This window comes from uncultured Thalassospira sp., assembly GCF_963976115.1.
Taxonomy (GTDB): domain Bacteria; phylum Pseudomonadota; class Alphaproteobacteria; order Rhodospirillales; family Thalassospiraceae; genus Thalassospira.
Genome location: NZ_CAXBJJ010000008.1, coordinates 178901 through 198140 on the forward strand (window position 1 = coordinate 178901; position 19240 = coordinate 198140).

A 19240-nucleotide genomic window follows, 5' to 3' on the forward strand; every position below is an offset into this window, starting at 1 on the left:
CCTGCCCCGCAATAGAGGCTACTCTTGGGCGTCTGCGGCCGCGTTCATTTGATCATTGCGCACGCGAATTTCGTCGGGCCAGCGGCTTTTGATATAGGAAAGAACGGCGACGATGTCATCATCAGACAAGGTTCCTTCAAACGCTGGCATCTCACTTTTATAGCCATTGCCCACCATTTTTGCCGGACCATATTTGGTCAGGGCAAACAGCATATCATCCGGATGATGCCATGTATGCCCGGTGGCATCATGGGGTGGTGCTGGCAAGACCCCATCCGGCCCGCGTTTTTGCCAATTTGCCTCGCCCTGTAATTTATTACCGTGGCAAGATGCGCAATTAACGTCATAAATTTTCTTGCCTGCCGCCACCAAATGCAAATCTGCGGCATCGATATTCACGGCTGGCGACGGCGGATGATCCGGTTTCAAAACCGCATATCCGACAACAGCAATTGCCACCACACCCAGCGCCCCGGCGCTGTAAACCAGTTTCTTGTTCAACGCTTATTTCTCTCTCTATTTAACCAACATCAGGCCTTAATGAGACCAACTCAGGCAGATCAGACGCGACAGCGCCGCTTGAATGTCAGGATACCGGGCGGGCCAGATCCTCGATAATCGGGCACTCGGGCCGGTCATCGCCGTGACATTGATGAACCAGCTGACGCAATGTCGTCTGAAGGCTTTTTAATTCCGCAATTTTCCGGTCAATATCGTCAAGATGAGCTTTGGCGATCTGGCGCACGTCGCCCGATGCCCGGTTATGGTCTTCGTATAACGACAACAGGGTGCGGCAATCCTCTATCGAAAAACCCAACCCGCGCGAACGTTGCAAAAACCGCAATTTATGAAGATCCTGCGCGTTGTAATCGCGGTATCCATTAGCAAGGCGCCCTGGCTGCACCAATCCGATTTCTTCGTAATACCGAATGGTTTTTGCTGGCAGGCCGCTATCTTGGGCGGCATCGGAAATATTCATTTTTGGGGTCCTTCCTTGCGCACATGCCAACGCCGCAACATCAGCGAATTGGTTACAACCGACACCGAACTTAGCGCCATGGCCGCACCGGCAATGGCCGGGCTTAAAATACCAAACGCCGCCAGTGGCACGCCGATCACGTTATAGCCAAACGCCCAAAACAGGTTTTGCGTAATCTTGCGCCGGGTGGCGATGGAAATATCAATTGCACCGGCAACCAATGCCGGGTCCGAGCGCATCAGGGTAATCCCTGCTGTTTCCATGGCAACATCAGTGCCGCCGCCCATGGCAATGCCAACGTCGGCCGCGGCGAGTGCTGGCGCATCATTAATGCCGTCACCCACCATCGCCACATGGCGGCCTTCCTTGCGCAGCTTTTCAACTTCACGGGCTTTGTCTTGCGGGCGAATGCGACCGCGCCAGCTTTCCATGCCAATCTTTTGGGCAACATATGCCGCCACATCTTGCGCATCGCCCGACAGCATGATGCTGGAAATTCCACGCTGTTTAAGATCCTTTACCGCCGCAATCGCACTGTCGCGGATTTTATCTTCCAGGGTCAGATAACCGGCAAAGTTGCTTTCCACAGCCACCAGCACAACCGTGCTGCCTTGCTGTTCTGCCGCCTCTATCGCTTTGGTCGTGGCATCATCGGGCAAGGTTGCGTCATTGTCGCGCAGCAAGGTTCGGGTGCCGATCAGAACCGACCGGCCTTCAACCGTACCGCCCACACCGGCCCCGGTCGTTCCTTTGAAATCATCCACATTGGCCAGTTTTATGCCATCATTCCGGGCGGCCTGCACCACGGCGTGGGCCAAGGGATGTTCGCTTGCCGCCTGAAGTGATGCTGCCAGACGCAACAATTCGGTTTTATCCCCAAATTGGGTCGCCACAACCACATCCTGAACGGTCGGCACACCTTCGGTCAGGGTACCGGTTTTATCGAAAACAACTGTATCAACATTGTGGGCCTGTTCCAGCGCGTCAAAATTCTTGATCAAAATACCGGCTTTTGCCGCAGCCCCTGTTCCGGCAACCAGTGCCGTTGGCGTTGCCAACCCCAATGCGCAGGGGCAGGCAATCACCAAAACCGATACAGCAGCAACAATTGCGGCTTCAATGCCAAACCCGGCGATCAGCCATCCCGAAAAGGTAATGATGGCGACCAGAATAATCACGGGGACAAAAATGGCGGCAACCTTGTCGACCATTTTTTGCACAGGTGCCTTACCGGTCTGGGCTTGCTCCACCAGCCGGATAATGCGTGACAATGTGGTGTCTTCGCCAACCGCATTCACCCGAATATCCAACCGCCCCGTCCCGTTAACCGCACCGCCAACAACCTCGTCACCGGTATGGCGCAAAACGGGCCGCGTTTCGCCCGTGATCAGCGATTCGTCAATCTCGCTTTCACCGGCAACCACTTCACCATCAATCGGCAATTTTTCACCAGGGCGCACGCGCACCACATCGTCAACATTCAAATCATCGACCGAAATTTCGGTTTCTTCACCTGTTTTTGCATCAAGGCGGCGGGCCGTACGCGGGCGCAACGCCATCAATTCCCGAATGGCGGCAGATGCCCCGCGCTTGGCGCGTTCTTCCATAATCTTGCCCCCCAGGATCAGGGTAATGATCGTGGCGGAGGCCTCGAAATAAAGATGCCCCTGGCCGCTAGCGCCGGGTTGCAACATGTTATAAAGGCTGAGGAAATAGGCTGCCGACGTGCCAAGTGCGACCAGCACATCCATATTGGCCGCCTTGTTGCGCAATGCCGACCACGCCCCGCGGTAAAACCGCCAGCCAATAATGAACTGCACTGGCGTCGCCAACGCCAGTTGAACCCAGGCAGGTATCTGGATATCAACGCCCAGATACATCCATATCATTTGGCCGATAAGCGGGGCGGACAATATGATCGAAGCGGCCAGCCACCACAGCGCATAGTCGCGTTTTTTGATCGGCTGATCGCCAGATGATGATTTTTGATTGCGCGAAACAGCATGATAACCAGCTTTTTCAATCGCTTTGATCACTTGACGATCAGTTACAGTGCCCGGAACGATAGAAATATCAGCACGTTCCATTGCCAAATTAACCGTGGCAGACGTAACACCATCAAGTTTTGCAAGTGCCTTTTCCACCCGCCCCGAACAACTGGCACAGGTCATACCATCAACATCATAGGAAAGGTTTTGTTCTGTAACACCGTAACCCGCGCTACGCACGGCAGAAACCACATCGCTGGCGGCAACTTTTCCATTTTCGCCAAAGCGAACATGCGCTGTATTCATCGCCAGGTTCACATCAACCTGCCCAATGCCATCAAGCTTGTTTATCGCCTTCTCAACACGCCCTGCACATGAAGCACAGCTCATGCCTTCAACCGTCAAAGTCAATTCACGGTCGTTTACACCTGACTTTGTGCCGGCGTCCGCCGGATGCTGTAATTTGGTAGCTGCTGTCATAGCGAATACCTCGCTTCCTTGATTATTCAGGACAGCATAGAGTTTCCAGTAACGGGAAGGTCAAGCATTCTATTTAGGTTATTTTTGCACAGACGACATAACACCCCGCCAAAATGAAAAGGGCCACCAAATCTGGCAGCCCTCTCTTGCGACACATACGATCTGGCAATTGGCCAGCCCGTATCACTGGCATGTTCCTTAACCGTGCGGGGTCGGTTCGCCCACGGCACGGAACTGGATGTAATTGGGAAGACCCATCATATCAATCAGACGAATTTGCTGTTCCAGCCAATGCGCGTGGTCTTCTTCGCTATCATCAAGAAGCTGTGTCAGGACATTACGCGTCTGATAATCGCCTTCAGCCTCGCTCAGCTTGATCGATTCTTTAAGATACTGGATAACCATATATTCGTGATCCAGGTCGTTCTTCATCATTTCAGGAACGGTCTGCCCGACATTGATCGGTGTCCGCGATGCCGTATCAGGCACCCCTTCCAGAAACAGAATACGTTCGATCAGCCGTTTGGCGTGATCAAGTTCTTCGTTTTTTTCATGATGCATGCGCTCGTAAAGAGCATGAAGCCCCCAATCGAGATACATCTCTGCATGCGTATTATACTGGTCCGCAGCGGACAATTCGGCGGTTAACTGCCGATTCAGAATATCAATAACCTTCTGGCTGCCTTTCATGGCGCACGCTCCTTAAATTGATTAATCGCCGTCGCCTGAACGGCTTTGAATATAATTCTGAACACCGACATTCGCGAGCTGCCACTGCTCGGTTTCGAGCCAGTCCACGTGTTCTTCCTGATCTTCAAGGAAGGAAACAAGCAAATCGCGCGTCACAAAGTCTTCTGCCTTTTCACAGGCCGAAACAGATTCTCGCAGCAAGGGCAACGCGGACAACTCGTACTTCATGTCGCATTCGACAATCTCGGCAACATTTTCGCCGATCAGCAATTTGTTGAGATTCTGCAAATTGGGCAAGCCATCAAGAAACAGAATACGCTCGATCAGATCGTCAGCGCGCTTCATTTCCTTGATTGAAAGTTTAAATTCATATTCGCCCATTTCCACGACACCCCAGTTTTTGAGCATCCGGGCGTGCAGAAAGTACTGATTAATCGCAGTCAACTGGTTGGTGAGGATGCGATTAAGGTAACCAATGATCTGCCGATCACCTTTCATATTGGGTCTCCTCCATTTGGCTGGGGCCTATTTTGGGAATTTCAACCAACTAATTCAAGGAAAAATGGCGTGATTGATTACCACTATCAATAACTTAGGCATTTTTTTCAAATTACGTCAAAGAAGTTGTCCAAGTAAAAATCAGTCTCAACAAATAACGTGCAAACAATTCTCGTTACGGTCATTCAAGTTCACTTTAACGCTAAAACAGCGCAACGAACACACCGAATCGGAAGTCGCTGCTTATCTACAGGCAGCAACAGGCAAGTGAGCCGCTATTTACATTGACCGGGAATATCGAGAAGCAGATACATTGCACTGTGAAAAGCACCCTTTTGGAAAACCAAAAGCCGCTGTGACGCACAGGTAAATAAAAGAAATATTGTTTAAGTGGCAGCATCCAGACATACAAAAAGCCGGGTCAAAATGGCCCGGCTTCTGCATACAGCAGCCTACTAGTTAGACGCTGTCGATGTTTTTCCGCTTGATTAGGCGATCGCGTCACGTGCCGCTTTGCGTGCAACGTCTTTGATCTGCCAGCGAGAAATCCCGACATCATCCAAATCACGGCTATCGAGATCGTAAAGTTCGTTCGCGACTGACCGTGCATAGGCCCAACGACGAACAGCAACGATGATACTGGACAAGAACATGTTGAACCTCCTGTGTTTCAAACTGATGAGCGCTCAAATCTCGGCTTCGTAATGTTGCCGGATGCGCTCTGCTCCGTTCTTCTGCATTGCAATATGACAAAATTGACCAAACATCTCAATCCACCAAGATTGCATATCATCTGTTCCATTTTGTCATAGTTGAATGGGTTCAACTTCGTTTTCAGCTATATTTCCGTCCATAAATACCCGGAAAATAAGTGTTTTCAGCCTTCAGGAACGCTATCGCACTGCACCCGCACCTTGCACAACCAATAACCAAACATGTTGAAATAACGACAATACACAGCCCACGGCCCTGTTCGGGAACCTTGTAAAACAGAAAACCTTCCATTTCCGGCTTGCGTTCGTCTCTAATGACAAACAGGCAATGGCTTGTACCGCTGGGCCGTGTGGAAATTCGTCACAAATGCCAAGAAACCTCGAATCTTTCCACAGGAAATGTTAGCGCTACCATTTTTTGTAACAATTTATTTCAGAATCGCATTTGGAAACGTTTCGTTACATCATTGGGGATGCAAAACCGCGCTGCCCGTCGCATGGTCGCTGCATTATAAAAATACGGGAGGAAAGAATGCATCCTATTCAATCACGATTTAGCACGAAAACACTTGGAACTGCTCTTTGCGCGACAGCGCTGGTTGCCTTTGCGCCAGCCATCGTCCAGGCCCAGCCGACAGTGGAAGTTTTGCACTACTGGACATCGGGCGGCGAAGCAAAGGCCGCCATTGCCCTTAAGAATGACTTTGAAGCCCATGGCGGCAAATGGATCGATAGCCCGGTTGCCGGGGGCGGCGGATCCGCCGCCATGACCGTGTTGCGCTCCCGGGTATTGTCGGGCGACGCCCCGACCGCCGTGCAATTAAAAAGCCCCTCGATCATGGAATGGGCCGAACAGGGCGCTCTTGCCAATCTCGACGATGTTGCCAAAAAAGAAAAGTGGGATGAAATCCTGCCCAAGCGCCTTAGCACCCTTATGAAATATGAAGGTCACTATGTCGCCGTGCCGGTCAATATTCACCGCACCGATATGATCTGGGCCAACCCCGACGTGCTGGCAAAAGCCGGGGCGTCCGAAGTACCGTCAAACTGGGATGACTTCAACAAACTGGCCGAAAAGCTGCAAGCTCAGGGCATCGTACCGCTAGCCCTTGGCGGGCAGCCATGGCAGGAAACCATTCTGTTTGAAAATGTGGTTCTGGGTATCGGTGGTACCGAGTTCTATCAAAAGGCCCTGATTGACCAGGACGAAGATGCCTTGAAATCGGACACCATGAAAAAAGTGTTTGACGAAATGCGCATTTTACGCGGATTTGTCGATGATGATTTTTCCGGTCGTGACTGGAACCTGGCAACGGCCATGGTCATGAATGGCAAAGCCGCCATGCAGATCATGGGCGACTGGGCAAAAGGCGAATTCATGGCCGCCGGGAAAGTCCCCGGCAAGGATTTTCTCTGCACGGCCACACCATCAAACCACGGTTATCTGTTTAATACAGACAGCTTTGCGATGTTTCATGTTGAAGGTGCCGACAAGGTCGAAGGTCAGAACCTGCTTGCAAGTTTGATTCTGGGCCAAAAATTCCAGGAAACCTTTAACCTGCTTAAAGGTTCCATCCCGGCCCGCCTTGGCGTCCCGATGGACAAGTTTGACGATTGCGCCCTGCAATCGGAAAAAGACATGCAGGCATCGCAGGCATCCGACGGTTTCTTGCCATCAATCGGCGTTGACATGGCCCTGCCCGGCAACCTGACCGGCGCTATCGTCGACACGGTCACAGCGCACTTTAATTCTAAAATGTCGTCGCAAGAGGCTATCGACAGACTGGTTCAGTCTCTTGAACTGGCAAAAGAATAAAGTTTGATACCGGTTCGCCGCAAGGGACCATAGCCTGTTCGTGGCACAAATCCCGACCGGCGAACCACCCTGTTTCACCGACAACGCTCTATCCCTGTCCTGCCCCGCATTTTTGCCGGAGGGATAAAGAAAGAGACGTTATCCTCCGCATTTATTCCACAGCGTATAAACAGCAATTCTGCAAAATGCTCTAATCAGACGGCTATATTTGCATTTAGATACAGATCATAATGTTATTATTGTAACAGTGTGTTTCAAACACTAGGTCTGGAAACGACCTGTTACAGTTTTATGGATGCAATATAGGCCCTCTCGCAGCATGGTGTCGCTGCAATTGGTTTAAAACCAGGGAGGAACCCTAAATGAAACTTAACAAATCCATTCTTGCTGCCGGTGTCGGTATTGCCGCACTTGCCTCTGCATCGCTGGCCCACGCCGAACCCACTGCCGAAGTTCTGCATTGGTGGACATCGGGTGGCGAAGCCAAAGCTGTTGCAGCCCTGAAAAAGGATTTTGAAGAACACGGCGGCAAATGGCAGGACAGCCCGGTTGCCGGTGGCGCGGGCGATGCCGCCATGACAGTTCTGCGTTCGCGCGTTCTTTCTGGCGATGCCCCCAGTGCCGTTCAGCTTAAAGGCCCTGCGATTCAGGAATGGGCTGAACAGGGTGCGCTGGCAAACCTTAATGATGTTGCCAAAAAAGAAAAATGGGATGAAGTCATTCCCAAGCGCATCCAGGACATCATGAAATACAAAGGCGATTATGTCGCCGTTCCGGTTAACATTCACCGTGTCAACTGGGTCTGGTCGAACCCCGAATTGCTGGCAAAGGTCGGCGCAACGCAAGGCCCGAAAACCTGGGCGGAATTCAATACCCTTGCCGACAAACTGAAAGCCGCCGGCATCACCCCGCTGGCACATGGTGGTCAGCCGTGGCAGGATGCAACGATTTTTGAAACTGTCGTTCTCGGTATGGGCGGCCCCGAATTCTATCAGAAATCCCTGATCGACCTTGACGAAGACGCACTGAAATCTGACACGATGAAAAATGTGTTCGACGAAATGCGCAAAATTCGCGGATATGTCGACCCGGACTTTTCTGGTCGTGACTGGAACCTTGCAACCGCAATGGTCATGAATGGCAAAGCCGCCATGCAGATCATGGGCGACTGGGCCAAGGGCGAATTCCTTGCTGCCGGTAAAGTTCCGGGCAAAGACTTCCTGTGCTCGGCCGCCCCGGCTGACAACGGCAACGGCTTCCTGTTTAACACCGACAGCTTTGCGATGTTCAAGGTTGATGGCGAAGACAAGATCGAAGGTCAGAAACTTCTGGCCGAGCTGATCGTTGGCAAGAAGTTCCAGAAAACCTTCAACTTGTTGAAGGGGTCGATTCCAGCCCGTACCGGCGTTTCGCTTGATGATTTCGACGAATGCGCAAAAAAATCGTCTGCCGATATGATTGCCGACGAAAAAACCGGTGGTTTCCTGCCGTCGATGGCGCATGGCATGGCATTGCCAGGTCATCTGTCGGGCGCCATTGTTGACGTCGTGACAGCGCACTTCAATTCCGACATGTCTTCTGACGAAGCGATGAACCGTCTTGTCGAAGCCATCGAACTGGCCAAAGACTGATCCTTCGTCACTCTGAATTGCCAGTCTGGCAATCATCACTGGCCCCGGAACACTGTTTCGGGGCCATCTTCCCTTATCTTTTAATTATTTTGAGGCAAAGGGCATGGGGGCTTCTTCAAGCACCGAAAGCAACCTGATGGCCAGCCTGCAACGTAATCTTTCCAAGATCGTTGTTGCTCCATCCTTTGCTGCGTCCCTGTTTTTCGTCTACGGTTTCATCATTTGGACCGCCTGGATGGCGTTTTCCAAATCCCGTATGATGCCGGTCTATGACTGGGCCGGGCTGCGGCAGTATGAACGCCTGTGGCAAATGGAACGCTGGCACGTTGCCATCGAAAATCTGCTGATCTTTGGTGGGCTTTTTATCGTTATCTGTCTTTTCCTCGGATGTTTGCTGGCCGTATTGCTCGACCAGCGTATTCGGGCAGAAGGCGTTCTTCGTACCGTTTTTCTGTATCCGATGGCCTTGTCGTTCATCGTTACGGGAACCGTATGGAAATGGATACTCAATCCCGGTCTTGGTCTTGAAAAAATGATGCACGACCTGGGATGGGCCAGTTTCAAATTTGACTGGCTGGTCAATTCCGATTTCGCAATTTATACGGTTGTGATTGCCGCCGTCTGGCAGGCATCAGGCTTTATCATGGCCATGTTCCTTGCCGCCCTGCGCGGTGTGGACCAGGACATTATCCGTGCCGCCTATATGGATGGCGCGAGCCTGCCGCGGATTTATTTCGGCATTATCATTCCCTCGATCCGGCCCGTCTTCCTGAGCGCGATTGTCGTTCTTGCCCACCTTGCGGTTAAAAGCTTTGACCTTGTCATCGCCCTTACCGGTGGCGGCCCCGGCTATTCATCCGACCTTCCGGCAACCTTCATGTACACGATGGCCTTCCAGCGCAACCAGCTGGGGATCAGTGCTGCCAGTGCCATGATGATGCTGGCAACCGTGATGGCGATCATTGTGCCGTATCTGTATTCCGAATTGCGCGGAGGCAAGAAAAATGGCTGATCTCCAAACCTACGGCCAGGATTCAGGGCTGAAACACACCCTCTTGCGTGGTCTGTTATATCTGGTTCTGATCCTGTTTTCGATCTATTACCTGTTTCCGCTCTTCGTGATGGTGACAACATCGCTGAAATCGCTCACGGAAATTCGTGAAGGATCGCTGATTTCACTGCCCCGCGTTGTCACCTTCGATGCCTGGAACTATGCCTGGAACGAAGCCTGTGTTGGTGTGGAATGCTCCGGCATTAAAACCTTCTTCTGGAACTCGGTCCGAATGGCCATTCCGGCAGTTGTGATCTCGACCATCCTTGGCGCGTTAAATGGCTATGCCCTGACCAAATTCCGGTTCAAGGGTGCCAATATCATTTTTGCCATGCTGCTGTTTGGCTGCTTTGTTCCGTTTCAGGTCGTGCTTTTGCCGATGTCTGTGACTTTGGGCAAACTTGGCATCGCCAATTCGACCACCGGCCTGGTTATGGTGCATGTGGTTTATGGCCTGTGCTTTACCACTTTGTTTTTCCGCAATTATTACGTTTCAATTCCGGATGAACTGGTGAAAGCCGCAACCATCGACGGTGCCGGGTTCTTTACTATTTTCTGGCGGATCATCCTGCCGATTTCAGGCCCGATCATTGTTGTTTCCGTCATCTGGCAGTTTACCCAGATCTGGAACGACTTCCTGTTCGGCGCTTCGTTTAGTTCCGGTGACAGCGCCCCGATGACTGTCGCCCTCAACAATATCGTCAACACCACGACCGGCGTTAAGCAATACAACGTTGATATGGCCTCCGCATTGCTGACCGGGCTTCCTACCCTGCTTGTTTATGTGCTGGCAGGTAAATATTTCGTCCGTGGCCTGACCGCCGGTTCGGTGAAGGGATAAAGAAATGGCATCACTCACCCTTGATAAAGTCCGCAAGACTTTCGGATCCGTCGAGGTTCTCAAAGAAATCAATCTGGCGATTGAAGACGGCGAGTTTCTCGTTCTTGTCGGTCCGTCTGGCTGTGGCAAATCGACCCTGCTTAACCTGATTGCCGGGCTGGAAACCTCGTCTGACGGGGAAATCCGCATTGGCGATCGCGTTATCAATAACGTGCATCCCAAGGATCGCAACATCGCCATGGTGTTCCAGTCCTATGCGCTTTATCCCAATATGACGGTTCGCAAAAACATTACCTTTGGCCTTGAAATTCGCGGTGTTTCGGCATCCGAACGCGACAAGGCCGTTGGTGATGTTGCCCGCCTGTTGCAAATTGAAAACCTGCTGGACCGCAAACCATCCCAGCTTTCCGGTGGTCAGCGCCAGCGCGTTGCCATGGGTCGTGCGCTGGTGCGTAATCCTGATATCTTCCTGTTTGACGAACCGCTTTCAAACCTTGATGCCAAGCTGCGTGTTGATATGCGCACCGAAATCAAAAAGCTGCATCACCGCCTTGGTTCCACGATTGTTTACGTGACCCATGACCAGATCGAAGCCATGACCCTGGCATCGCGCATCGCCGTGATGAAAGGGGGTATTCTGCAACAGTTCGATACGCCCCAGCATATCTATGAAAAACCCAACAACATGTTTGTTGCCGGTTTTATTGGCTCGCCGTCCATGAACTTCATCGAAGCCAAACTGGTAGATGAAAATGGCCGGATCGCCATAACATTCGACAATAACGGCCAAAAAGTTGTTTTGCCCCTGATCGAGGATAGCCCTGAAAGCTATAAGTCCTGGGTCGGCAAGGATGTTGTCTTTGGTATTCGCCCGGAAGGCTTGACCCACAAGCGGACCGGATCCGACACTCCTGGCAGCCAATATGTCAATTTCGACGCCAAGGTCGAAGTGATCGAACCCACCGGGGCGGACACCATGACGGTGATCAATCTGGGCGGTAAAGAAATTGTCGCCCGTGTCCGACCGGACCGGGCCACAAATCCCGGCGAGATGATGACATTCTCTGCGGATATGAATCAGATCAGTCTGTTTGATCCGACAACGGAACTTCGGATCTGATCTGAATGGCGGGTGGGTTCTGGGGGCCCTCCCGCCATTATTTTTTGAATGTTACGCCCTTAAAAAAAACCATCTGGCAGATCGTCTCCGCCAGATGGATCAAAGCACTTTATCTCAACATATAACGACCGTTTTCAGCTTGAACGAACCTTGGACAGAAAGCTGCTGACCGCTTTATTGAGCTCCTGGGCTTTACCAGACAGACTGGCGGCAAGATCATTCGCTTTATCAGACCGCTGACCATCGACAACCGCCCCTGTTGCTACGGCATCAATCGCAGAATTCACCTGCCCGACGCCGCGTGCGGCTTCATCAACATTGCGGGCAATTTCCTGGGTCGCAGCCCCTTGCTCTTCAACGGCGGCAGCTATGCGGCCTGTTGACGTATCAAGTTCCCGAATTGTCCCGGCGATATCCGCAATCGCATTAACCGAGCTTGTGGTCGCGGCCTGAATATCGTCAACCTGGCGACGAATATTATCCGTGGCACGGGCGGTTTGGGTCGCAAGGTTTTTCACTTCATTGGCAACAACAGCAAAGCCCTTACCCGCATCCCCCGCACGGGCCGCCTCGATTGTCGCGTTCAAGGCAAGAAGATTGGTCTGGTTGGCGATATCCGTAATAAGTGCGACAACCTCACCAATTTCCGACGCCGCATTCGCCAACTGCTCGATTTTTTTATGCGTCCCTTCAGATGCCTCAACGGCCTTGGCTGCAATGCCAGAGGATTGGGTAACCTGACTGCTGATTTCAGAAATTGAGGCGGATAACTGCTCGGCCGCGGCAGCAACCGTTTCAACATTTCGGGTTGCGTGCTGCGATACAGAAGAAACACCCTGAAGGCTGTCCCCGGCATTCTTGGCCGACGCCGAGATCATTTTAAGTCCGTCCTGCATCTCTGCTGACAACTGGAGCACATCGGCAAGAATCTGCCCGACTGATTCTTCAAAATCAATCGCCATCTGCTTAAGCGCGTGACGCCTGGATTCCTCAGATCTTTTTTCATTTTCGACCTGTTCACTGCGCATATGTGCGACCTCCAGGCTCCGATCCCGAAACATTTCCATGGTTCGAGCCAGATCACCGATTTCGCTTTCCTGCTCGGTATATTGAATCTCGATATCATGATCGCCCTGGGCGACAGAGTTCATGTTTCCAATAATCCGAGATAGCGGGCCGGTTATGCCTTTGCTGACAATGGTCGAGAAAAAGATAACCAAACCAATGACAACAAGAGCTATCGCACCTTGCACTGCCAGACTTTGGTAAAAAATATCGTCGATATCGTTGACATAGATCCCGGTACCGACGACCCATCCCCATGGTTGAAAATTCTTGACATAAGCAAGTTTCGGCCCGGTTTCCTTGCTATTTGGCAAGTAAAAATTGTAATTTACAAAGCCTTCGCCTTGTTTTTTAATCACTTTGTCAAAGGACCGGTAATAAAAATGCCCTGCCGTGTCCTTTGAATCGCTCATATCTTGACCAACAAGCTTGGGCACAACACCATGAACAAGCATAATTTGTTCTTTTGCGGTAAAAACCCAGAAATAGTTTCCACCATCGTATCGCAAGGAGCTAACCGCTTTTTTCGCAAGATTTTGCGCTTCGTTCACGCTTAATTCGCCAGCTTCCTGCTGCTTGTAATAGTAATCCAGCAAACTAATCGTGCTATTCACAAGATTACGTGTATTAGTTTTACGATCTTCAACCAGATTTCCGCGTAAGTCATAAAGCGCGAATACACCAATAATAAATGATGCCAGAATAGCACCGATCACAATCATGATCAGTCTTGTTCTGATTTTCATATTCGATATCCTGATCACATTAACCCCCTGCAATGTGCAGCACAATTTTACGTTAAAGTGCTTTAATTCAACAATATATCGGACATACCCCAATATAGGGTCTATAACTATGGCGTTTAGCGCCATTCAGGAATGCAAACTTTGCAGCCAAAATGTGTGACGCATCACAGGCACATGTTATTTTGATCGTAACTGTATTTATTTTTAAAATCGTCATTTCTTAAAACAGAAAAAATACGAAATCATCCCTAACAGTCTGAGAGTCCTTCAATGCGCAACCGAAAAATCAGATGATACCGTTGACGTTAAACCTTTCGCGGCAAACGCACCTGGACCTTCATCCCGCGCGTTGGCATATTTTGCAGCTCTATTTTCCCTTCATGAGCATCAATAACCGTTTTAACAATCGATAACCCCAGCCCGCTGCCGCCGGTACTGCGCGCGCGAGAACCCTCGACCCGATAAAATGGTAAAAATACCTTATCCTGCTCGTCTTCCGGAATCCCCGGTCCTTCATCGCGAACAATCACAATCACTTCGTCGGCCGTCGCATCCAGGCTGACAAAAGCGCGATGCCCATATTTAAGGGCATTGTTAATCAGGTTGGTGAAGGCCCGTTTTAATGTTCCCGCCCGGCAGGTCAGGCGAATGCTGCGTTTATCGCCAAAAGAATGTGCGACCTCGGTTTTGCTGCCAAACACCGTATTGACCAGGTTAAAGGTCAGGGGTTTGGGTCCTTCAAACGACACCGGGCGCCCCAAATCGGCATAGTCATCGCAAATGGCTTCAAGAACAGATATAAAATCGACAGTGCGCTCTTCTTCCTTGTGAATCCAGTCACCAAGAAAATCCAGCGCATCGCTGAGAAGCTCGTCCATCTCGTCAAGATCACGCAGAACAGTCTCGCGCAATTCATCACTATCGATAAATTCAGCCCGTAACCGCAGCCTCGTGCTGGGTGTGCGCAAATCGTGCGAAATGGCCGCAAGCATACGGGTGCGGTCCTCCAGCATACGGGCAATGCGATGACGCAGCGCGTTATAGGCTTCTGCCATCGAACGGGCTTCGATCGGGCCTCGTTCTTCAACCGGCGCGCCCTCAACTTCGTCACCATTTTTGCCAATAGCACCTGCCAGTGTTTTAAACGGCCCTGCCAGCAAATCTGCCAAGGCTGCAAACACCACCAACACGACGACCACGCCCACCACAAACATAATGAACACGACCGAGGGAGATGCATAATCACCCCACAACCGATCATGCGACAACATCATGCGGCGACCGGATGGCAAGGTCAGCTCAATTTGTGCTTTTAAGCCCAAGCGGGCAATTTCACGCGACAACTGGGCAAAAAACAGGCTGGGGCTTTTGGCCTGCTCAATCACATTTCGCTGTTCGGCACTGAGCCGCCCTCGGCGAAAATGCACCTTTACGGCCGTTGGCCAACCAGCATCGCCCAAACGCACGGGCATGGCAATATGCTGGGCCGGACGCGAATATAACAGCAGGCTTTCAACTTCCTGGGCGGGCAACAAATCTACATGAAGGCCGTCTAACGCCCCCACATTGCGCGCATTGCCACGCAATTCAGGGTTTTCTGCAATCAGCACCAGTTCGCGAATGGTAAAACCCAGCGTATAGGCGCGGCTGATCCGTTCGGAGCGGTCGATAACATAAATCGACGCCATGCTGGCAAGACCGGCAATAATCAGCCCGCCAACCATCATGATCAGAAAGATACGACCGCCCAACGTACGGGGTTTAAAACTGCGGGACTTTTCCAATACCCTTTGCCCCCTGCCCTTCGGCTTAAACCGGGGCCACGTCTGCACAAAACTGATAGCCAATGCCGCGCACGGTTTTGATCAGTTTCGGGTTCTTGGCATCTTTTTCAATTTTACGCCGCAGGCGGCTGATTTGAATATCAATGCTACGATCAAACGGGATCGAACTTTGCCCCCGCACGATATCGACCAACTGATCGCGCGACAACGGGCGTTTGTTATGTTTGACCAATGCACGCAACAACGAAAATTCGCCTGTCGATAAATGGACTACGACGTCATCGGTATCACGCAATTCACGCGATCCCAAATTCAGCACCCAAGTCCCAAAACGCACTTTTTCCAAACTGCTCTCAACGATTTCACTGGTGCCGGTTTCTGCACGGCGAAAAATGGCGCGGATACGCGCCAGTAACTCGCGCGGGTTAAACGGCTTGGTCAAATAATCGTCGGCCCCCAGTTCCAGCCCCAAAATGCGGTCGGTATCCTCGCCCACAGCAGTCAGCATAATAATCGGGACTTTCGATGTTCTGCGCACATCACGACACAAGGCAAAACCATCTTCACCCGGCAGCATGATATCGAGAATCAAAAGATCAATGTTCCAGTCCCGCAAAGCCTTACGCATTTCGGTTCCATCGGAAACCGTGGTCATGCGATATCCGTGCTGCATCAGAAACTTTTTCAAAAGCTTCTGGATCTCCTGGTCATCATCAACGACCAGAATATGAGGTTCACGACGGGAATTCAGGCTCTGTCTCCTGCAAAATCAATGGCTTTGACTGATCGCGGCGGAGTGTAATCGTTTTTTGTAACAATTTGAAGCATTCTGCTGCCACCCCCGTGACGATTTCAGATTACAAACAAAAATGACGGGCCGAAATATGCTCCGGCCCGCCATTTTACCACTCGTTCCGGTTTGGCACATATGCGCCAAACACGATTTTATTTCAGATCATAAACCTTGGTGCTGCCCGAAACTTCGGAGGCAATCACCAGCATGGCATGGCCCGTCGGGCTTTTTTCGGCATCAATAAACAACATGCCTTCAGGTGCCAATTCACCCGCACTGTCGTTTTTCGGATCACCAGCAAAATCACGGTCCGTATGATAAGTTACAAACTGCGGATTTGCCGGGTTGCTCAGGTCATAAACCATGAAACCGCCCTGGCGTTCCAAACCGATAAAGGCATAGGGCGTGCCATTAACATAACCGCTGGTCACCCCTTCCGGTTCCGGCCCCTTGTCATCGGAACGATCATCAAAGCTGCCATTCTCGCTGCTATCCGCATTAAAGTCCTTTGAAAGATTAACCGACAGATACTGCTCGAACTGATCGCCGCTATCAAAAATCATTGTCGCCTGATCATTCAACACAGAAAAGGACCGGCCCCCGAAACTGTAAATCTGGTCAAAATCGCCATCACCATCAATATCACCCTGTGCGGTGGTAACTTTCAACCGGCCGAGATTTTCCTTTTTCTGCAATTCCTGGGCATTAGGAAACGCCGTTGGGTCCAGTTTCAAATCGCCAATGCGCGCTTCTTCACTATAGCCGTCGTAATCACGGGAATCGCCTTCGTTGGCGATGATAAAATAATTTTTCCCGTCGATTTCAATACCATCAATGGTATCGGGCATATACATGCCAAAAATCGGCCACGGCTTGATGTTGATCGCACCATCCTTGTTACTGACATCAAGGGCATTTACCGAATGGTTTTTAAAACCAAGACCGACCACATCGGTCACGCGGGCGGTGGCAATATCAACGATCGCAATGGCATTGTTTTCTTGCAACGTCACATAGGCCTTGCTGTCATCTGAACTGATGGCAATATATTCCGGCTCTATATCCTGTGCGACGCTTGATGTGCCCGGGTTTGATGTGCGCATACCGGCAGGCAGGGCAACATTGTTCAGGCCCTCAAAAGTTGCAAATTTAACATCGGCATCGGTAATTTTGGTGATATCAGCCGGCACAGAAATGACGGAAACGCTGCCTTCGGGGTCGTTATCAAACGCGTTGTTCGGTTCACCTTCATTGGCAACCAGGACATGCTTGCCATCGTGGGTAAACTTGATCATATCGGGCAAGGCACCAACAGTCACTGCGGCCTTGAAATGACCATCAATGTCAAAAAACACGGCTTTGCCAGGTGCCTGTTTATCCGTATTTTCAACAGCGGCCACAACCAGACCATCGTGAACAGAAACACTGTTGGCGGCTTTGCCCCATTTCGCCAGTTTAATCGTCGCAATCTTGTTAACCTTCATCGGATCGGCCAGATCAAGGATATCGATCCCCTTATCACCACCATTGACAACAAAGGCGCGCTTGCTGGCCGCATCAAACGCAACAATCTCGGCACCGCCTTCATCAAACAGATGTGTCCGATATTCGCCCAACGGGGTAATTGCCAGTGGATGTGCGATAACATTAGAACCGCGCAGGGAAATATCCTGTTTCGTCTCCATGCTGTTGCCAGTACCCGCCGAGCACAATACAGAAATGGCAACCCCTGCCAGTAAGACCGAACAACGCATAACCTAACCCCCTTGTTTCAAAATGAAATTTGTTAATCTCACCACAATGGGACAAACGGGTGACTGTTTCGTGACTGTGATATGATGCTTTGATAAATATCGTTACAAATGATGTGCTCTGCCGCTGGTAAAGAAGCGTACAAGAGATAGAATAAAACCAACAGGAACCGCTTTTGTCATGCCTTCACAAAAAGTAGCCATTATTGGTGCCGGGATTGCCGGGCTAAATGCCGCTCATATTCTTCATCAGGCAGGCTTTAATGTTCATATTTTCGAGAAAAGCCGGGGACTTGGCGGTCGTCTTGCAACAAGGCGCACCGAATTTGGCCTGTTTAATCATGGTGCGCAGTTTGCGACCTCGCGATACCCTGATTTCATAAAATATCTGGAAGCCGCCACACGGCAGGGTTCTGCTGAACAGTGGTCTCCCATCTGTTGGCAGCCTTCCATCACGAACCAGCCACAGGCCACAATTTCAGGGTCCCTGGGTCGACAACACCCAAACCACGAACCCGCCAGATGGTTTCGTGGTTTTCCGGCAATGAACAAACTTGTCTCGCCGTTAATTTCCGACTTCAGCATTCACCGCTCAACCCGAATTGCATGCATTGAACCGCGCCCCAACAACCGCTTTGAGTTGCTTGGGCTTCCGACAACCGGCGAGGACGATACACCTGTTTCGCATGGCATATTTGACGGCATTATTGTTGCCGTTCCGGCACCGCAAAGTGCTGAGATCCTGATGCCGTTATCTGCCAGATTCGATGTAATTAATGATGTTAAAATGGCGCCATGCTGGGCTGTCATGATCGCCTTCCAAAACAGGATCAACATCGATTTCGACGTTATTGCAGACGCACATCTGGCAGTTTCATGGCTGGCGCGTAATTCAGGTGCGGTTGATGGCCCGGACACATCGGGTGTTTTTGACCGATGGACAATTCACGCATCCCCGACATGGTCGCAAGACCACGTTGACGAAACTGCCGATAATGTTGCGACGCAGATTAAATCGCACGTTTGGTCAATATTTGCCGATATGAACGTTACTGTGCCCGCGATAGTCATGTGTCAGGCACATCGGTGGCGCTTTGCCCGCACAACACAGCCGCTTGGACAAAGCCATATCGCCGCCTTTGACGGTCGTGTTGTCGCGGCGGGAGACTGGTGCATGGGTGCCCGAATTGAAGCGGCCTATCAAAGCGGGGAATCCGCTGCCCACACAATTATGGCGGCACTTTAACAAGGTGTTGCGCGACCGGGCACCGCATAAAGCATCGCCCTAAAAAAA

At 51.1% G+C, this 19240-nt stretch carries 16 protein-coding genes; 6 read left to right on the forward strand and 10 right to left on the reverse strand.

The annotated features are described in order from the left end of the window. Positions 1-18: 18 nt before the first annotated feature. From AAC086_RS12410 to AAC086_RS12435, 6 genes are all read right to left on the reverse strand, one after another. Positions 19-501 (reverse strand): c-type cytochrome, encoded by a 483-nt coding sequence (locus AAC086_RS12410; RefSeq protein ID WP_339778983.1) that lies wholly within the window; start codon positions 499-501, stop codon positions 19-21. A gap of 85 nt (positions 502-586) precedes the next feature. Further along, positions 587-979, reverse strand: a complete 393-nt coding sequence (gene cueR, locus AAC086_RS12415) for a Cu(I)-responsive transcriptional regulator (RefSeq protein ID WP_339778984.1) — start codon at positions 977-979, stop codon at positions 587-589. Then, positions 976-3378, reverse strand: coding sequence for a heavy metal translocating P-type ATPase (locus tag AAC086_RS12420; protein ID WP_339779117.1), 2403 nt, complete (start codon positions 3376-3378; stop codon positions 976-978). The genes cueR and AAC086_RS12420 overlap by 4 nt, the downstream gene beginning before the upstream one ends. Before the next feature lie 267 nt (positions 3379-3645). Continuing rightward, a complete protein-coding gene (gene bfr / locus AAC086_RS12425; RefSeq protein WP_339778985.1) occupies positions 3646-4137 on the reverse strand; it encodes a bacterioferritin in 492 nt (163 codons plus the stop codon). 21 nt (positions 4138-4158) lie between these two features. Then, on the reverse strand, positions 4159-4635 hold the full coding sequence (bfr, locus tag AAC086_RS12430) for a bacterioferritin (RefSeq protein ID WP_339778986.1): 477 nt from the start codon (positions 4633-4635) through the stop codon (positions 4159-4161). 488 nt (positions 4636-5123) lie between these two features. Continuing rightward, positions 5124-5288, reverse strand: coding sequence for a DUF1127 domain-containing protein (locus AAC086_RS12435; RefSeq protein WP_085592048.1), 165 nt, complete (start codon positions 5286-5288; stop codon positions 5124-5126). 592 nt (positions 5289-5880) lie between these two features. On the opposite strand from AAC086_RS12435, the gene AAC086_RS12440 reads away from it, so the two are divergent. From AAC086_RS12440 to ugpC, 5 genes are all read left to right on the forward strand, one after another. Next, positions 5881-7164: an ABC transporter substrate-binding protein gene (locus AAC086_RS12440; protein ID WP_339778987.1), complete on the forward strand. Its 1284-nt coding sequence runs from the start codon at positions 5881-5883 to the stop codon at positions 7162-7164. Between the two features lie 362 nt (positions 7165-7526). Continuing rightward, entirely contained in the window at positions 7527-8795 is a 1269-nt protein-coding gene (locus AAC086_RS12445) for an ABC transporter substrate-binding protein (protein WP_339778988.1), read from the forward strand. 103 nt (positions 8796-8898) lie between these two features. Continuing rightward, on the forward strand, positions 8899-9807 hold the full coding sequence (locus AAC086_RS12450) for a sugar ABC transporter permease (RefSeq protein ID WP_339778989.1): 909 nt from the start codon (positions 8899-8901) through the stop codon (positions 9805-9807). Continuing rightward, on the forward strand, positions 9800-10687 hold the full coding sequence (locus AAC086_RS12455) for a carbohydrate ABC transporter permease (protein ID WP_339778990.1): 888 nt from the start codon (positions 9800-9802) through the stop codon (positions 10685-10687). Before AAC086_RS12450 ends, AAC086_RS12455 begins: the two co-directional genes overlap by 8 nt. A gap of 4 nt (positions 10688-10691) precedes the next feature. Further along, a complete protein-coding gene (gene ugpC / locus AAC086_RS12460; protein WP_339778991.1) occupies positions 10692-11807 on the forward strand; it encodes a sn-glycerol-3-phosphate ABC transporter ATP-binding protein UgpC in 1116 nt (371 codons plus the stop codon). Positions 11808-11941: 134 nt separating this feature from the next. On the opposite strand, the gene AAC086_RS12465 is transcribed toward ugpC, so the two are convergent. The 4 genes from AAC086_RS12465 to AAC086_RS12480 form a co-directional block, all read right to left on the reverse strand. Beyond that, positions 11942-13618: a cache domain-containing protein gene (locus AAC086_RS12465; protein ID WP_339778992.1), complete on the reverse strand. Its 1677-nt coding sequence runs from the start codon at positions 13616-13618 to the stop codon at positions 11942-11944. Between the two features lie 305 nt (positions 13619-13923). Then, positions 13924-15402: an ATP-binding protein gene (locus AAC086_RS12470; protein ID WP_339778993.1), complete on the reverse strand. Its 1479-nt coding sequence runs from the start codon at positions 15400-15402 to the stop codon at positions 13924-13926. Positions 15403-15427: 25 nt separating this feature from the next. Then, complete coding sequence (locus AAC086_RS12475) at positions 15428-16153, reverse strand: response regulator (protein WP_339779118.1); 726 nt, start codon at positions 16151-16153, stop codon at positions 15428-15430. A 194-nt stretch (positions 16154-16347) separates the two neighbouring features. Then, positions 16348-17949, reverse strand: coding sequence for a choice-of-anchor I family protein (locus AAC086_RS12480; RefSeq protein ID WP_339778994.1), 1602 nt, complete (start codon positions 17947-17949; stop codon positions 16348-16350). A 178-nt stretch (positions 17950-18127) separates the two neighbouring features. On the opposite strand from AAC086_RS12480, the gene AAC086_RS12485 reads away from it, so the two are divergent. After that, on the forward strand, positions 18128-19192 hold the full coding sequence (locus AAC086_RS12485) for an FAD-dependent oxidoreductase (protein WP_339778995.1): 1065 nt from the start codon (positions 18128-18130) through the stop codon (positions 19190-19192). Positions 19193-19240: the final 48 nt, after the last annotated feature.

What these genes read in the sequence shown, in the direction of transcription:
- cueR (WP_339778984.1), bottom strand. Translation starts at nt 979, where the DNA reads ATGAATATTTCCGATGCCGCCCAAGATAGCGGCCTGCCAGCAAAAACC.
- bfr (WP_339778985.1), bottom strand. Translation starts at nt 4,137, where the DNA reads ATGAAAGGCAGCCAGAAGGTTATTGATATTCTGAATCGGCAGTTAACC.
- bfr (WP_339778986.1), bottom strand. Translation starts at nt 4,635, where the DNA reads ATGAAAGGTGATCGGCAGATCATTGGTTACCTTAATCGCATCCTCACC.
- AAC086_RS12435 (WP_085592048.1), bottom strand. Translation starts at nt 5,288, where the DNA reads ATGTTCTTGTCCAGTATCATCGTTGCTGTTCGTCGTTGGGCCTATGCA.
- AAC086_RS12440 (WP_339778987.1), top strand. Translation starts at nt 5,881, where the DNA reads ATGCATCCTATTCAATCACGATTTAGCACGAAAACACTTGGAACTGCT.
- AAC086_RS12445 (WP_339778988.1), top strand. Translation starts at nt 7,527, where the DNA reads ATGAAACTTAACAAATCCATTCTTGCTGCCGGTGTCGGTATTGCCGCA.
- AAC086_RS12450 (WP_339778989.1), top strand. Translation starts at nt 8,899, where the DNA reads ATGGGGGCTTCTTCAAGCACCGAAAGCAACCTGATGGCCAGCCTGCAA.
- AAC086_RS12455 (WP_339778990.1), top strand. Translation starts at nt 9,800, where the DNA reads ATGGCTGATCTCCAAACCTACGGCCAGGATTCAGGGCTGAAACACACC.
- ugpC (WP_339778991.1), top strand. Translation starts at nt 10,692, where the DNA reads ATGGCATCACTCACCCTTGATAAAGTCCGCAAGACTTTCGGATCCGTC.
- AAC086_RS12465 (WP_339778992.1), bottom strand. Translation starts at nt 13,618, where the DNA reads ATGAAAATCAGAACAAGACTGATCATGATTGTGATCGGTGCTATTCTG.
- AAC086_RS12480 (WP_339778994.1), bottom strand. Translation starts at nt 17,949, where the DNA reads ATGCGTTGTTCGGTCTTACTGGCAGGGGTTGCCATTTCTGTATTGTGC.
- AAC086_RS12485 (WP_339778995.1), top strand. Translation starts at nt 18,128, where the DNA reads ATGCCTTCACAAAAAGTAGCCATTATTGGTGCCGGGATTGCCGGGCTA.